The following is a 14,083-nucleotide window of genomic DNA, read 5'->3' on the forward strand; positions in this document are numbered from 1 at the left end:
ATCAGAAAGCGCGCGCTCGGTGCGACATATGCCCCCCAAGCGCGGCGCCACGGCCAAACGCGGGGCTTTCAAGCTGAGTGCGCAGCTCGGCGATCAAGTTGCTGATATCACGACTGCTGGCGAAACGGTCCGGCGATACGCCGTCAGCCACCAGGCACACCTTGCCGGTGTGGAGGTCTTCGATACGAACGGTGAAACATTCGTCGGCCGATTGCTCACACGTACAAGCGAGGGGCAGAAATGCCCGTTCGACGATGCCGCGGATCTCCAGCGGGCTGAGGCCTATGGTTTTCATGATGTAACTCCTCGGGGCAGTGGCCGGGACCGCGAAGGCGATGAAGCGAAACGGCGCATCAATTCCCGGGCTTGCCTTCAAGTTATAGACCTGGTGCAGGGGTGGAGCAAACCCCGGCGACGCCTCTAGCCCATGCCTGCCAACGTCACGCGCTGGAAGCTTTTGCGATGACCGCAAGGTAACCTCGCATAAGCCTTTCAGCACGTCTGTTGCGCACGTGTTCGAAGAGGGCCCACTGGTCGAAAAAATTCCTGGACGGATGAAGCCGCTATACAGGCCTGGAACTCAGGAATGTATAGCCGACGTCAGGAGCGCCGGATGCCTTGACCAGCACGCCGTTCATCAAGATAAGCCGCCAGCGCCCGGGCGCCCGCCTCGGCGCTGGCGCTGTGGCCGGCCCAGGCGCATGCCAGCATGAGGTTGCGAGGCAGCGCGAAGTCTTCGACGGTGAAACCCTGAGCATCATGGCCCAGTGCATCGCAGGGAATCTGCTCGCGCAGGCTACCTTGTGGCTTGAACCATGCCCATACCGGTTTGCCCAGGGCCGTTGCCATGCCGACCTCGAACACGGTACCGGAATCGGGCTCCAGGCCGCGAAACGGATTCAGGTTCGCCAACACGGCATCGCATCGGTGGATCAGCGCAACGTTCTGGTCGTATATCCACTGTGCCGCCGCTGGCCCGGCGAGGCCCGGTGGAAGCTGATTATCAAGCGGGTACAAGCCTTCGAGGCCCGCTTCGGCGCACAGGGCATTGAGATAATTCCCGCGCTCGAGCGCATCCGGCTGAAAAACGTCGAAGCCGGCCAGGTACACCGTTGGCATGATTTTACCTCTCGAGGAACAGGATGGAGTGCCGGGTTAAAATAGCCCGTCCGCTGGCGGCTCGCCGGGTACGGTCGTCAGGCCGTCTTCCAGGCCCAGCCGCCTCAGCAAGGCCCGCGCATCATAGGGCGCATGTACCTTCACGTCGTTATCGAAAAAACAGAACACATCACGGCTTTTCCGTGGCCGCGGCCGAGCCGGGCTGAGGGTTTTTGCATCCTTCACTTGCCGCCCCTGGCTCCACGTATCGATCCGCGCCTGCCAACGGTCCAGTGCGTCATCCGAATAGCCGCTTTCATACAGCTTGGCGTCTCCGTGCAAGCGGATGTACACAAAGTCCGCGGTAAGGTCTTCCGCGTAAGGCCACTTGCCGGCCGTGTCGGCGACCACCAAAGCCACGTTGTGGCGCCTCAGCAGCGCCACGAATTCTGGCGTGGCGAAGCTTTCATGGCGAATTTCCACTGCATGACGCAGCGCGCCGCGTTTCGGAATGTCCAGGTAGCCGGGCTTGTGCAAGCGCGCCTCGGCCTTCTCTGCCAGGGCCCTGGCCTGGGCGCCTGTGCGGGGCAGCAGCTGCAAAAACGCCTCGAACCGTTCGGGATCGAAACGGAAGTTGGGTGGGAACTGCCACAGAAACGGCCCCAGCTTTTCTTTAAGCTGAAACATCCCGGAGGCATAAAAATTGGCGAGTGGGGTTTCGATCTCTTTCAACCGGCGTGTATGGGTGATGTACCGCGGCCCTTTAACGCTGAACATGAAACCTTCGGGGGTCGCGGCATACCATTCGGCATAACGATCCGGGGCTTGCAGCGCATAGAACGATCCGTTGATCTCGATCCCTCTCACTGCCCGGGAAGCGAAGGCCAGTTCGTTGGCCTGGGTCAGGCCTTTGGGGTAGAAGTCGCCGCGCCAGGGCGTGTAACGCCAGCCGGAGATGCCGATACGGATGTCAGCCACGGAGGTGTGCTCCTGCGATGGGTTGCTCAATCGGACCGATGGCGCAGGCGCGCGGTTCAACCTGGGGAACTCCCCGCGCTATGAACTGACAGTAAAAGGAACCCCTGCCAAGCGAGGCCGTAATGGAACCGCCCTTCGACCTGAAACGATTCCACGATGCCCAGGCGCCAGTGTACGCCCAGGCGTTGAACGAGCTACGCGCCGGCCGCAAAAGTAGCCACTGGATGTGGTTCATTTTCCCGCAACTGCGCGGCTTGGGCCGCAGCGACACGGCGCAGTTCTACGGTATCAGCGGCTCGGCCGAAGCCGTGGCCTACCTGGCTGACCCTGTGCTCGGCGCCCGTTTGCAAGAATGCTGTAGCGCGCTGCTGGACCACCGCGGCAAGCGTGCGGAGGCCATTTTTGGCGGACTTGACGCGCTCAAGCTGCATTCGAGCCTTACCCTTTTCTCACGTGCTTCCCATGGCGACCCATTGTTCGCCGCCGTGCTTGAGCAGTACTTCAACGGCGAAGAAGACCCCAAAACGCTGGAACTGCTGGTTTCCTGAACGCGCATCGCGCGCCACGCTTCCCATCGTCACCTTCGACGGAGCCGTTGGATTCTCATGAGTATTTCAACCAAGCCACTCGCTACGCCCCCCTGTGCCTTTGCCGGCGCCCTGCTCGAGCGATACGTTGCCGTGCGCCAACACAGCGAGCGCCTGGCGGTGCCGCTTACCGCCGAGGACATGGCCGCGCAGTCCATGCCGGATGCCAGCCCGACCAAATGGCATCTTGGCCATACCGCCTGGTTCTTTGAAACCTTCTTGCTGACGCCAGGGCTGCCTGGCTATCGCCCGTTCGACCCGGCCTTCGCTTATCTCTTCAATTCCTATTACGAAGCAGTCGGCCCGCGCCAGCCTCGGCCGCAGCGGGGCATGCTCACGCGGCCCCCGGTGGAGCATGTGCTCGCCTACCGCAAACACGTCGACCACCACATGGCCACGTTCCTGGCAACCGACCTGAGCGCTGAGCAACGGTCGATGGTGGAACTGGGCTTGCAGCATGAGCAGCAACATCAGGAGCTGATCCTGATGGACATCCTTCACCTGTTCAGCCTTTCCCCACTGGCGCCAGCCTATGATCCGGCCTGGCCCAAGGCGCCGGTTGGCCGGCCCGGGCGTTTCCGCGCCCATGCTGGCGGCCTGGTGGAAATCGGCCACGACGGCACTGGCTTCGCCTTCGACAACGAGGGGCCCCGGCACCGGCAATGGCTGGAACCCTTTGAAATCAGCGACCGGCTGGTGACCAACGGCCAGTGGCTGGAATTCATCGCCGCAGGGGGCTACCGCACGCCGGCGCTGTGGCTGTCGGAAGGCTGGGCGACCGTGCAAGCCCAGGCCTGGGAGGCCCCCGCCTACTGGCGACGGCAACCCGACGCCCGGGAAGACATTGCCGCTGGCTGGCAGGTGATGAGCTTGCGCGGCTTGCAGCCCCTGGACCCCAACGCAGCGGTCACCCATGTGAGCTATGTGGAGGCAGCAGCCTTTGCCGAATGGGCCGGGGCTCGGCTGCCCAGCGAGGCCGAGTGGGAAGTAGCAGCCACGGCCGGGTTGCTGGAGCAGGCGCACGAGGTGGCGTGGCAGTGGACGCGCAGCCCGTATACCGCGTACCCAGGCTTTCGCGCGGCGGCCGGCGCGGTGGGCGAGTACAACGGCAAATTCATGGTCAACCAGATGGTGCTTCGTGGCGGCGCCAGCATCACGCCGCCAGGGCACAGCCGCGAAACGTATCGCAACTTCTTCCCCTCCAGCGCACGCTGGGCCTTCAGCGGGCTGCGATTGGCCCGGGACAGCCGCAGCTCAAGATCTCTGGGCGGGGCGCGGGACACCTTGGCCGAGGTGCCGCAGCTGGTGTCGGAGCACACCGAAGACGCCGGCCTGCAGGCCGATGTGCTAACGGCGATGCGGTCGAATCCGCGCCAGCTTTCGCCCAAGTATTTCTATGACGAAGCGGGCTCCCGGCTGTTCGAAGACATCTGCAATACGCCCGAGTACTACCCTACCCGGGCCGAGATCGCCCTGCTGCAACGGTGCGCTGGCGAAATTGCCTCGCTGTTGCCGCCAGGCGCCGCGCTGGTGGAGTTTGGTGCCGGTGCAAGTGAGAAGATTCGCCTGCTGTTGGATGCCGCGCCGCACCTTGGCGCTTACGTACCCATCGATATCTGCGCCGATGCGCTGCAGCGAGCCAGCAATCAGCTGCGCGAGGCTTACCCTTCCCTGAAGCTGATACCGCAGGTGGACGACTTCACTCGCGCCCTGCGCTTGCCCGAGCAGATCGGCAAATGCCCCTGCGTGGGGTTTTTCCCCGGGTCGACGCTTGGCAACTTCACGCCCGATGAGGCGGTCGCTTTCCTTCGGGGTGCGCGGCGATTGCTTGGCCGCGGCGCCAGCTTCATCGTCGGTGTGGACCTGGTCAAAGCCCCCGAGATTCTTGAAGCCGCGTACGACGATGCCGCTCAGGTCACAGCCAGGTTCAACAAAAACTTGCTGGTGCGAATCAACCGGGAGCTTGGCGCGGATTTCAACCTTGACCAGTTCCGACACCAGGCGCGTTGGAACAGTGCCGCTCAGCGGATTGAAATGCATCTGGTGAGCACGACCGACCAGGCGGTGACCATTGCCGGTGAACGCTTCATGTTTGCGGCACAGGAGAGCCTTCACACGGAAAACTGCCACAAGTTTACCCCGGCCTCGTTGGCCGGGCTGGCGGCCCGGGCCGGTTGGAAGGTGAGCCATCAATGGGTGAGCGATGCGCCGGAAGTTGCGCTCTTCCGCCTGGTGTAGGTTGTAAATGGAGACGGTTGGCCGTTGAAGGCCGATCGTCCGACAATCCGATTGAATTATTTGAGCTTGTGGCTTTCTGTAGGTCATAGAGGGAGGAAAGAGTCACCCATGAGCGCAAAACTGTTCGTCATCGATTACACCCAGCACGGTACACCCAAGTCTTTCATCATTCGGGCCGACAGCATGGATAACGCCGAAGCTTGGCATTGGGCAAGTTGTGACGCCGGTGTAGGCCGCATCGGCCGCTACGGCCTGGAAAAAGTGCGCAAGACCAGCAAGCCGATGGCCGAGAAGTTCGGCATTGAAGGCGTGGTGTGGCGCCAGGCCTGAACGCCTGCATCTCCCTCAAGCCCGGTACATCCATTCAGCAAAACATCGGCCGCCCGATCAGAACATCCACGGATGATGTTCGGGCAGCTCACCGGTTTCCAATGCCCGTATCAACTGCTGGGGGTGAAACACCCAGGCCTTGCGATCGAAGGCTTGCTGCAGCTCTCGCCAACTTACCCGCGGCCCGCAACAGCAGAACTCCAGGTTGGGCAGTAGCGCTGGAACCACATGCATGCCTTTTTCGGCAGCCAGCAATTCGAACTGGAACCGTTGCGCGGCGGTAAAGCCAAGGAAGTAAATCCTGGGGCTGGAGCCGCCTTTGCTCCTTGCCAGTGGGTCTGGCGCCTCAGGGGCGGTGGCCTCTTCGAGCCAATCGGCGCCCACCTGTACCTCCACGATTCGCGCCTTGGAAAAACTGGCGAATGCGCCGGTGTGCTCGCGGCCTTGCACGCCGACCGTATTGTGCTGCCAATACAGCAGGCTGTGCTGGGTGGTATCACCACGCAAGCTTTGGTAGGCGAAGGTAATGGGCGGCGCCTGGCGGCGGTGTTGATAACGCATGTCCATGCCGAAACTGTCGCCTTCAATTGAGATTGCAGATTGAAGGTATAGGCGCCCGCATTGCCATATCAAAGGCTTTAAGCCTTAAATAGTTGTAGGAAAATTCACCGAAACCAGCACATGCCGCCGCAGAGCGATCACGCGAGAACCGGAAAGATAAATAGCCACTTGCCATCACCTGGGCGATCAGGCATAAAAGGCGCCGTTTTCTCCAAGGATGGCCGTGATGCGCGTTGTTTCCTGGGTGTGTGGCACCCTGCTTGTAGCCTTGCTGGCGTTGCTGGGTGTAGTGCTGTATTTCACCGCGTGGCCGAACTTGCCGGCCTACAGCCCACCTTCGCGTGTGGAATATCTGCCCCAATGGAGCGAGGCCGACCGCCAGGCCTATTACTTCACGCCGCAGGGAACACAAGTCAAAGGCTTGCGCTATCAGTGGTTCACAGCATTGGAACAACCGTTCTCCGCAACGCCGTTCGCGCTTCAGGCTAACCTGGGGCGGTTTGGTTTCCTCTTCGATACCCAGCGCAGCTCCGCGAACACAGGCCGGTTGCCGGTGGGGTTCACCCAACATGTAAACCCCACCGACGGCCAGCGCTACCTGGATATCACCTGTGCGGCGTGCCATACCGGCGAGCTGCGCTACCAGGGCACCGCAGTTCGAATCGACGGCGGCACCGCCCAACACGTACTGCCTTCTACCGTACCTACCCTGCGCGGCGGCAGCTTCGGCCAGGCGCTGGTGGCAAGCCTGGCGGCCACGGCCTACGTTCCCTGGAAGTTCGACCGCTTCGCCCGCAAGGTGCTGGGCGATGGCTACCCGCATGGCAAGGCTGAGCTGCGAAGCCAGCTTCGTCAAACGCTGTTTACCTTCCTGCGGGCGGCCTGGAACGACACGCACCGCGGCCTGTATCCCGTTCAGGAAGGCCCCGGGCGCACCGATGCGTTCGGGCGCATCGCCAACGCGGCCTTCGGCGACGGGCTTACGCCGGCCAATTACCGCCCGGGCAACGCCCCGGTGGACTACCCCCAGTTGTGGGATATCTGGACGTTCGACTGGGTGCAATGGAACGGCTCTGCCCAGCAGCCGATGGCACGTAATATCGGCGAATCCCTTGGCGTGGGCGCCACCCTGGAGTACCGGGACGCGCAAGGTCAACCACACACCGGCGATGACCGCTACCCCTCCAGCGTGCGGGTGAACGATCTGCATCTGATCGAGGAAACCCTGCAACGGCTGGCTCCTCCGGCCTGGCCTGAGGACGTGCTCGGGCCTGTGGATCTCACCCTTGCCAGTCAAGGCCGCGCGCTGTTCGAGGAGAACTGCCACACCTGCCACGTGCCTCACACGGAGATGAAGAATGGCCGCCCTGTGGCGACGCTGCGCATGCTGCCCACTCAGGTGATCGGCCCCGCCCCCACGACCGCCGATAACATTGCCGACCACCGCTTCGATTTGAGTAGCCTGAACTGGACCGCTGAAGACCTGGCTGGGCTCAATGTGGTGACTGCACCCCAGCAAGTGGACCTTCATAGTGTGTCCGTCGCCATGGGCCTGGCCTGGGTGACCGCCTTCGTCGAGCGCCGAGCCTATGCGGACGCGGGCATCCCCCTTGACCAGCAAGGGCGGATGAACGGCTTCGACCTGCCCATCGGCGTACGCGAGCTGCGCGCCTACAAGGCGCGGCCACTGGCCGGCGTATGGGCAACCCCGCCCTTCCTGCATAACGGCTCAGTACCTACGATTTATCAATTGCTGTCCCCCCAGGACGAGCGCGCCACCACTTTCTACCGTGGCACGTTCGACTACGACCCGCAGCACCTGGGCTACAAGACCGAGGCGTTTGCGGGTGGCTTCCTGTTCGACACACGCATCGCTGGCAACCGTAACAGCGGCCACGAATTCCGGGACGGCCCTCAGGGCAATGGGGTGATCGGCCGGCTGCTGCAGCCCAGCGAGCGCTGGGCCCTGCTCGAATACCTGAAAGTGCTTGGTGGCCCGCTGGAGAAACACCTGCCATGACCGAACGTACGTTGTTCATTTCGCGCAAACGCGGCCGCATCGTGGCCGCCTGGTTGTGGTTTGGCCGAGTGCTGGCCTGGCTGCTGGCAGCGCTGTTGATACTGGGTGCGATCGGCTGGGGTGGCAGCGCCCTCTGGTACGCCTGGAAGTTCTCCGGGCCGGTCGCTTCGGTGGAACAAGTGCCGCCAGGCGAAGCCGCCATGACCCAGGACATCATCCAGACCGCCATACGGATCGTAGACAAATACCGTACCGACACTCGCTACCTGCGCGACGCCCATGCCAAGGCTCATGGCTGTGTGCGCGCAGAGCTGAGCGTGGACAGCGACCTTCCCGCTCAGTGGCGGCAGGGGGTATTCAGCGAACCGGGTAAAACCTGGCAAGCCTGGATGCGGCTCTCTAACGGCAACGCCTATCCCCAGTTCGATAACATTTCCGATGCGCGTGGCATGGCGATCAAGCTGCTGGACGTGCCGGGCACCCCATTGTTGGCCAGCCAACAGGCGCGCCATGAGCAAGACTTCGTCATGTTCAACCACCCCAACTTCTTCGTCAGTGACGTGGCCGAGTACCGGCAGAACATTGCCGCCCAGGCCGAGGGCAAGCGTGCCATGGCCTTCTTCCCGTCGTGGGACCCGCGCACCTGGCAGATCCGCCATGTGTTTATCGCCTTTGCCACCCTGAGCAAGGCGCCTGACACACCGGCCGACGCCACCTACTACTCCGTGGCCCCCTACCGTTACGGCAGCGCCAACGCCAAGTTCCGGGTAGTTCCCGAGCCGTCGGCGTGCCCTGCCTACAACCTGCCGGCCATGAACCGGGACCAGCCCAACTTCCTCCGGGGCGCGTTGTATCAGCAGCTGTCCACGGACCGCCAGCCTGCCTGTTTCGCCTTGCAGGTCCAGTTGCAGGACGCCAACCGTTACATGCCGCTGGAGGACACCAGCGTGGAGTGGAAAGAAAACGATTCGGCCTTCCGCACTGTGGGCCATCTGCGCCTGCCACCGCAGGACTTCGACACGCCGGAGCAGAACCTGGCCTGCGACAACATGCGCTTCAGCCCCTGGCACGGCATCGAAGCGCATCAGCCGCTGGGCGGCATCAATCGCCTGCGCAAGGCGGTATACGAAGCCGTGGCCGACTACCGCAACGCCCGCAACGCAGCCCAACAGTAGCAGCCGGGGGTTGGCCTTCCGGCGAACGTTGCACCGGCGTCACAGGCTCGCCAGAATGGCACCTCTCAACCTGTTGACCGGTGCCAGCATGATCGAAGTAACCGAAGTGTCCATCGCCCAGTTGCGGGCGGCGCTCGAAGCGGGGACAACCACCGCCGTCGAGCTGGTGCAGGCGTACCTGGCCCGCATCGAGGCGTATGACGGCCCGGCCACTGCCACTCGGCTCAACGCGGTGGTCGTCCGCAATCCTGACGCGCTGGCCGAAGCGCAGGCCAGCGATGAGCGTCGGCGCCGTGGCGAAACCCTCGGCCCTCTGGATGGCATACCCTACACCGCCAAGGACAGTTACCTGGTCAAAGGGCTGACCGCCGCTTCTGGCAGCCCTGCCTTTGCCGATCTGGTGGCCTATCGGGATGCCTTCACTATCGAGCGTTTGCGCGCTGCCGGGGCGATCTGCCTGGGCAAGACCAACATGCCGCCCATGGCCAATGGAGGGATGCAGCGGGGCGTATACGGCAGGGCCGAAAGCCCTTACAACGCTGACTACCTCACTGCCCCATTTGCCTCGGGATCCTCCAACGGCGCGGGCACAGCCACCGCAGCCAGCTTTGCCGCCTTCGGCCTGGCCGAAGAAACCTGGTCCAGTGGTCGCGGCCCGGCCTCGAACAATGGCCTGTGCGCCTACACGCCTTCGCGCGGAGTAATCTCGGTGCGCGGCAACTGGCCGCTTACGCCCACCATGGATGTGGTGGTGCCGTTCGCGCGGACCATGGCCGACCTGCTGGAAGTGCTGGACGTGATCGTGGCCGTGGATACCGATACCCGTGGCGACCTCTGGCGCTTGCAGCCTTGGGTGCCCATTCCATCCGTAGCCGACGTGCGCCCCGCCTCGTATTCGGCACTGGCCGCTGAACAGGGCGCGCTGGCCGGCAAGCGTTTCGGCGTGCCGCGCATGTATATCAATGCCGACCCGCAGGCGGGCACCAGCGAAGCGCCGGGCATCGGCGGCCCAACCGGGCAACGCATTCATACGCGGCCTACGGTGATCGACCTGTGGCAGCAAGCCCGCCAGGCGCTGGAAGCTGCTGGCGCCGAGGTGGTGGAGGTAGACTTCCCGATGGTGTCCAATTGCGAAGGCGACCGCCCCGGCGCGCCCACGGTGTTCAACCGAGGGCTGGTATCGAAAGAGTTCCTCCACCATGAACTCTGGGATCTCACCGCCTGGGCGTTCGATGATTTCCTGCAGGCCAACGGCGACCCGAAGCTGAACCGGCTGGTAGACGTCAACGGCCCGCTGATCTTTCCTCATGACCCGGGCACCCTGCCCAACCGTGAGGGCGACCTGGCGGCCGGCATGGATGAATACGTGCGCATGGCCGAGCGCGGCATCACCCCGTGGGACCAGATCCCTACCGTGCCCGACGGCCTGCGCGCCCTGGAGGCCACCCGCAAGGCCGACCTGGAGGACTGGATGGCAGAGCGAGGGCTGGATGCCGTGGTGTTCCCCACCGTGGCCGATGTTGCACCCGCCGATGCCGACGTGAACCCGGCCTCGGCCGATATCGCCTGGAGCAACGGCGTATGGGTTGCAAACGGCAACCTCGCCATCCGCCACCTCGGCGTGCCTACCGTGACAGTGCCCATGGGGCTAATGGCTGACATCGGCATGCCGGTAGGGCTGACCTTCGCCGGCCGTGCGTACGACGATACCGCCCTGCTGCGTTTTGCCGCCGCCTTCGAAGCCACCGGCAATCGCCGCCGCATCCCGCCGCGTACCCCGCCGCTCGGCTGAACCAGGCGCTTAACTACCGCTTTACCTACGCTTGCACCACAACACTGGTTCTGATTGCCGAGGTAGCTCAATGCAAATGCCTGTAAACCGTTTCAAAGCCCGCCTGGCGTCCGGCGAACCGCAATATGGCCTGTGGGCCGGTTTCGCCAACGGCTATGCCGCCGAAATAGCCGCCAGTGTGGGCTACGACTGGCTGCTGATCGATGGCGAGCATGCGCCCAACGGAGTGGCCAGTGTGCTCGCGCAGTTGCAGGCCGTGGCACCGTATGCCAGCGCACCGGTGGTGCGTTCGGTCAACAGCGACCCGGCGCTGATCAAGCAGTTGCTGGACATCGGTGTGCAAACGCTCATGGTGCCCATGGTGGAAACGGCCGAGCAGGCACGGGCCATCGTGCGGGCCATGCGCTATCCACCGGCAGGCATCCGGGGCGTGGGCGGCGGCCTCACCCGCGCAACCCGCTGGGATGGGGTGGACAATTACCTGGCCACCGCTCATGAGCAGCTGTGCCTGATTGTGCAGGTGGAATCGCGACTGGGCGTGGCCAATGCCGCTGAAATCGCCGCGGTCGAGGGCGTAGACGCGGTCTTTGTGGGGCCAGCCGACTTGTCCATAGGTCTGGGCCACCCTGGCAACCCGCTGCATCCAGAGGTGCAAGAGCAGATCCGCCACGCCATCGACGCCACCCTTCACGCCGGCAAGGCGTCAGGGATCCTCGCGCCAGTGGAAGCCGACGCGCGCCGCTATCGGGAATGGGGCTGCAACTTCATTGCGGTGGGCATCGACATCAGCCTGCTGCGTACCGCCGCTCGCGCCAACCTTGCGTTGTACCGTGACGAGGCGTCGCCGGGCCCTTCGTCGAGCACTTATTGAATGGGCCGCCGGGGCAATGTAGGAGTAGGCGAAGCCTGCGAACTGCAAGGAGCACAGCCCCGGGGCTCACATCGGTGGGGTAATCCCGTCCTTGCCCACCAGTACCGATTGCGCCTGAGCACCGCCGTGGTCATCCGGCACGGCGAACACGATCACATGAGCCTTGGCGGGCGCGCTGGCGGTGAGCAGCGAAGTGTCCGCCGGGTCAATGCGCACAATCGGCACGCCGTCCGGCACCACGATGGTTTTCTCGCCGTCGGGGTAGGTGACCGTCAACCGGCGGCCTTGGGCTTCCTTCACCGCGCCCACGGTTCCGTTGGTCATGGTGGCCTGGGCGCCTTCGGCGCTTTGCCATGGCCGGTGCCCTTCGCCGCTGCCGCGCAGGCTGGGCGCGAATACGTGTACCTCCAGTGCCTTCAGGGTGCCGTCGGGTTGCGGGACTGCGGCGGTCCCGATGTAGCTATCGGCCGTGATGTCCGCAGGGCTGGCCAATGCGATGCTGCGCACCGTGGTTTGCGGCGTGAGCGCCACGGTGATGGCCTGGCCGGCGGCGGTGGTCATCCTCAGCTGGTTGTTGTCTGCCGCATCCAGCGTACCGCGGACCTTTTCAACCATACCCGGGGGCGCGGCCAAGGCCGCTGTGGAGAGCAACAAGGCAAGCAAGGGGGCCAGACGCATGATCTTCCTCTTTCGAATATGGCCGAGGGCCAGGGCTAGCCTCTGTCGCCAGTGATACGCACCAACTCGTCACCTTCGAACCGCAGGTAGTGATACATCCCCGAATTGGGGCCGTAGGTCCACTCCTCCACGGGCAGCTCCAGCCGACGGCCAGCGCCAGCGCTCACACGCACCGAGCCCTGAGGGGAACGGCTGGTGGGCTCGCCGCATTTGCGCAGCACCTCGCCCATGCGGTCGTGAACAGAAATGAGCGCACTGTTGCAGCGTAGCGTGTCATCCGCCCAAGCGAAGCCGGCGGAGAATAACAATGCGCTGGCGAGCAGGGAAAGAGAGGGTTTCATGAGTCACCGGTCAGGTCAGGAACACCACGCCATCTTAACCGCTACTGCTACTGGCTTCAGCTTCGGCCGGCATTTACGCCCGCACCGCCTGATAAAGCGCCCGGATCAAATCCGACTGGGTGATGATCCCCACCAGCCGCTGCCCTTCGTCGATGATCGGGATGTGCCGATGGCCGTTCTCGGAGAACACCGGCACCAGGTCGATCAGCAAGCGATCATGGCTGGCCACGCGAACGGTGCGGGTCATGATCTGGCCAACTGTGCGTGCGTGCGCAGGCTTGGGGCGCACCAGCGAGCGAAGGCGCCAGGCCATGCCCTCGTGCACGTCCAGGTCGATCTGCCGCATAAAGTCGGCAACCGTTACGATGCCCAGCAGGTGCTGACGCCCATCCACCACTGGCAAGGCCTTGATCCGGTGCTTGCGCATGAGGGCCCAGGCGTCACGCAGCGGCATTTCCACCCGCGCGGCCACCGGGTTTGCGCTCATCACGTCGGCGCAACGCACCTTGCCCATGGTGCGCTGATAAGCCAGCGCCTCCACTTCTTCGAGCAGGGCCTCGAGATCATCCCGGCTGATGTCCAGCACTTCATTGTGGCGGGCCAGCACGGCGTCGAGGTCGCTGCGCTGCAACCGGGTGCCCCCCTCGCCCGCAGCCGGTGCAGGCGGCGCGGCTCGATGAAGGTGCGGCCAGGGGCGACGGGTAAGGTTGTTGTACAGCAGGCCCGCGGCCACCAGCAGCAGCGAATCGAGCAGTACAGGCGTGACGGCAAACATGAACCGATCGCAGCCGGTCAGCACCATTAGCAACGCCGACGCGCCGCCCGGTGGGTGCAGGCAGCGCAGGGCAAGCATCACTGCAATCGCCAACCCCACCGCCAGCCCAGCAGCCAGCGAGGCATCGGGCACCCACTTCACGCAGGCGATGCCTACCAGCGCCGACAGGGTATTACCGCCCACCACCGACCAGGGTTGTGCAAGCGGGCTTGAGGGCACCGCAAACACCAGCACCGCGCTGGCTCCCAACGGTGCTACCAGGGCAAGGGCTAGCAGGCTGTGTTCATGGGCCAGGCCACCTTCGACCCAACTCGCGGCCAGGAGGGCCACCAGCAAAACGCCTAACGCGGCGCCGAGGCTGGCCCGCAGTTTTTCGCGACGGTTGATGGGTTGCGGCGCGGGCCACAACGCCCGCGCCAAAGCCAGCAGGCGCGGCTGGCGTGACGGCGGTTGGGGGTGTTCGGGAACAGGGGCAGGCATAGGCAACCAACATGAAGGACGAAGATAACCGGGGGGGCGCCAGTGGACCTGGCTGTGCCGGCGTAGCGGCGGGGATTTTAGCGTGGATGGGGATTGTCGGCACCTGCCGGCTCGGTCATCGCGTTATACCTCCCGGCTTCGCCGGGTCCCACAGGGCAT

At 63.9% G+C, this 14,083-nt stretch carries 14 protein-coding genes; 7 read left to right on the forward strand and 7 right to left on the reverse strand.

The window, feature by feature from the left end:
• Nucleotide 1: 1 nt before the first annotated feature.
• The 3 genes from LG385_RS10595 to LG385_RS10605 all read right to left on the reverse strand — a co-directional run bounded on the left by LG385_RS10595 (nt 2) and on the right by LG385_RS10605 (nt 2,076).
• Nucleotides 2–295 carry a DUF1652 domain-containing protein gene (locus tag LG385_RS10595; RefSeq protein WP_181117615.1) on the reverse strand — a complete coding sequence of 98 codons (294 nt, stop codon included), beginning with the start codon at nt 293–295 and terminating at the stop codon, nt 2–4.
• 305 nt (nt 296–600) lie between these two features.
• Nucleotides 601–1,119, reverse strand: a complete 519-nt coding sequence (locus LG385_RS10600) for a nucleoside 2-deoxyribosyltransferase (RefSeq protein ID WP_225774245.1) — start codon at nt 1,117–1,119, stop codon at nt 601–603.
• 36 nt (nt 1,120–1,155) lie between these two features.
• Nucleotides 1,156–2,076: a DUF72 domain-containing protein gene (locus tag LG385_RS10605; protein ID WP_225774246.1), complete on the reverse strand. Its 921-nt coding sequence runs from the start codon at nt 2,074–2,076 to the stop codon at nt 1,156–1,158.
• Between the two features lie 122 nt (nt 2,077–2,198).
• Between LG385_RS10605 and LG385_RS10610 the strand changes: the two genes are divergently transcribed.
• The 3 genes from LG385_RS10610 (at nt 2,199) to LG385_RS10620 (ending at nt 5,231) form a co-directional block, all read left to right on the forward strand.
• The gene (locus tag LG385_RS10610; RefSeq protein ID WP_225774247.1) at nt 2,199–2,624 is read left to right on the forward strand and encodes a DUF1810 domain-containing protein; all 426 of its coding nucleotides are present in this window, start codon (nt 2,199–2,201) and stop codon (nt 2,622–2,624) included.
• A gap of 57 nt (nt 2,625–2,681) precedes the next feature.
• A complete protein-coding gene (egtB, locus tag LG385_RS10615) occupies nt 2,682–4,901 on the forward strand; it encodes an ergothioneine biosynthesis protein EgtB (RefSeq protein WP_225774248.1) in 2,220 nt (739 codons plus the stop codon).
• Between the two features lie 108 nt (nt 4,902–5,009).
• The gene (locus LG385_RS10620) at nt 5,010–5,231 is read left to right on the forward strand and encodes a DUF6555 family protein (protein ID WP_225774249.1); all 222 of its coding nucleotides are present in this window, start codon (nt 5,010–5,012) and stop codon (nt 5,229–5,231) included.
• A 57-nt stretch (nt 5,232–5,288) separates the two neighbouring features.
• Here LG385_RS10620 and LG385_RS10625 read toward each other — a convergent pair whose 3' ends face one another.
• Complete coding sequence (locus LG385_RS10625) at nt 5,289–5,798, reverse strand: hypothetical protein (RefSeq protein ID WP_225774250.1); 510 nt, start codon at nt 5,796–5,798, stop codon at nt 5,289–5,291.
• A gap of 220 nt (nt 5,799–6,018) precedes the next feature.
• Here LG385_RS10625 and LG385_RS10630 point away from each other — a divergent pair, with 220 nt between their 5' ends.
• The 4 genes from LG385_RS10630 (at nt 6,019) to LG385_RS10645 (ending at nt 11,650) form a co-directional block, all read left to right on the forward strand.
• Nucleotides 6,019–7,812 carry a di-heme-cytochrome C peroxidase gene (locus tag LG385_RS10630; protein WP_225774251.1) on the forward strand — a complete coding sequence of 598 codons (1,794 nt, stop codon included), beginning with the start codon at nt 6,019–6,021 and terminating at the stop codon, nt 7,810–7,812.
• Complete coding sequence (locus tag LG385_RS10635) at nt 7,809–8,987, forward strand: catalase family protein (RefSeq protein WP_225774252.1); 1,179 nt, start codon at nt 7,809–7,811, stop codon at nt 8,985–8,987. The genes LG385_RS10630 and LG385_RS10635 overlap by 4 nt, the downstream gene beginning before the upstream one ends.
• Before the next feature lie 88 nt (nt 8,988–9,075).
• Nucleotides 9,076–10,779 (forward strand): amidase, encoded by a 1,704-nt coding sequence (locus tag LG385_RS10640; RefSeq protein WP_225776220.1) that lies wholly within the window; start codon nt 9,076–9,078, stop codon nt 10,777–10,779.
• A 70-nt stretch (nt 10,780–10,849) separates the two neighbouring features.
• Nucleotides 10,850–11,650, forward strand: a complete 801-nt coding sequence (locus LG385_RS10645) for an HpcH/HpaI aldolase family protein (RefSeq protein ID WP_225774253.1) — start codon at nt 10,850–10,852, stop codon at nt 11,648–11,650.
• Nucleotides 11,651–11,716: 66 nt separating this feature from the next.
• Here the strand turns inward: LG385_RS10645 and LG385_RS10650 are convergent, their stop codons facing one another.
• The 3 genes from LG385_RS10650 to LG385_RS10660 form a co-directional block, all read right to left on the reverse strand.
• Nucleotides 11,717–12,331 (reverse strand): hypothetical protein, encoded by a 615-nt coding sequence (locus LG385_RS10650; protein WP_413247372.1) that lies wholly within the window; start codon nt 12,329–12,331, stop codon nt 11,717–11,719.
• A gap of 32 nt (nt 12,332–12,363) precedes the next feature.
• Nucleotides 12,364–12,669, reverse strand: a complete 306-nt coding sequence (locus LG385_RS10655; protein WP_225774255.1) for a DUF2845 domain-containing protein — start codon at nt 12,667–12,669, stop codon at nt 12,364–12,366.
• Nucleotides 12,670–12,742: 73 nt separating this feature from the next.
• Nucleotides 12,743–13,924 carry an HPP family protein gene (locus LG385_RS10660; RefSeq protein ID WP_225774256.1) on the reverse strand — a complete coding sequence of 394 codons (1,182 nt, stop codon included), beginning with the start codon at nt 13,922–13,924 and terminating at the stop codon, nt 12,743–12,745.
• Nucleotides 13,925–14,083: the final 159 nt, after the last annotated feature.

This window comes from Pseudomonas sp. Marseille-Q5115, from assembly GCF_916618905.1.
GTDB lineage: Bacteria > Pseudomonadota > Gammaproteobacteria > Pseudomonadales > Pseudomonadaceae > Aquipseudomonas > Aquipseudomonas japonica_A.

What these genes read in the sequence shown, in the direction of transcription:
- LG385_RS10625 (WP_225774250.1), bottom strand. Translation starts at nt 5,798, where the DNA reads ATGGACATGCGTTATCAACACCGCCGCCAGGCGCCGCCCATTACCTTC.
- LG385_RS10595 (WP_181117615.1), bottom strand. Translation starts at nt 295, where the DNA reads ATGAAAACCATAGGCCTCAGCCCGCTGGAGATCCGCGGCATCGTCGAA.
- LG385_RS10660 (WP_225774256.1), bottom strand. Translation starts at nt 13,924, where the DNA reads ATGCCTGCCCCTGTTCCCGAACACCCCCAACCGCCGTCACGCCAGCCG.
- LG385_RS10600 (WP_225774245.1), bottom strand. Translation starts at nt 1,119, where the DNA reads ATGCCAACGGTGTACCTGGCCGGCTTCGACGTTTTTCAGCCGGATGCG.
- LG385_RS10620 (WP_225774249.1), top strand. Translation starts at nt 5,010, where the DNA reads ATGAGCGCAAAACTGTTCGTCATCGATTACACCCAGCACGGTACACCC.
- LG385_RS10645 (WP_225774253.1), top strand. Translation starts at nt 10,850, where the DNA reads ATGCAAATGCCTGTAAACCGTTTCAAAGCCCGCCTGGCGTCCGGCGAA.
- LG385_RS10640 (WP_225776220.1), top strand. Translation starts at nt 9,076, where the DNA reads ATGATCGAAGTAACCGAAGTGTCCATCGCCCAGTTGCGGGCGGCGCTC.
- LG385_RS10635 (WP_225774252.1), top strand. Translation starts at nt 7,809, where the DNA reads ATGACCGAACGTACGTTGTTCATTTCGCGCAAACGCGGCCGCATCGTG.
- LG385_RS10655 (WP_225774255.1), bottom strand. Translation starts at nt 12,669, where the DNA reads ATGAAACCCTCTCTTTCCCTGCTCGCCAGCGCATTGTTATTCTCCGCC.
- egtB (WP_225774248.1), top strand. Translation starts at nt 2,682, where the DNA reads ATGAGTATTTCAACCAAGCCACTCGCTACGCCCCCCTGTGCCTTTGCC.
- LG385_RS10630 (WP_225774251.1), top strand. Translation starts at nt 6,019, where the DNA reads ATGCGCGTTGTTTCCTGGGTGTGTGGCACCCTGCTTGTAGCCTTGCTG.
- LG385_RS10610 (WP_225774247.1), top strand. Translation starts at nt 2,199, where the DNA reads ATGGAACCGCCCTTCGACCTGAAACGATTCCACGATGCCCAGGCGCCA.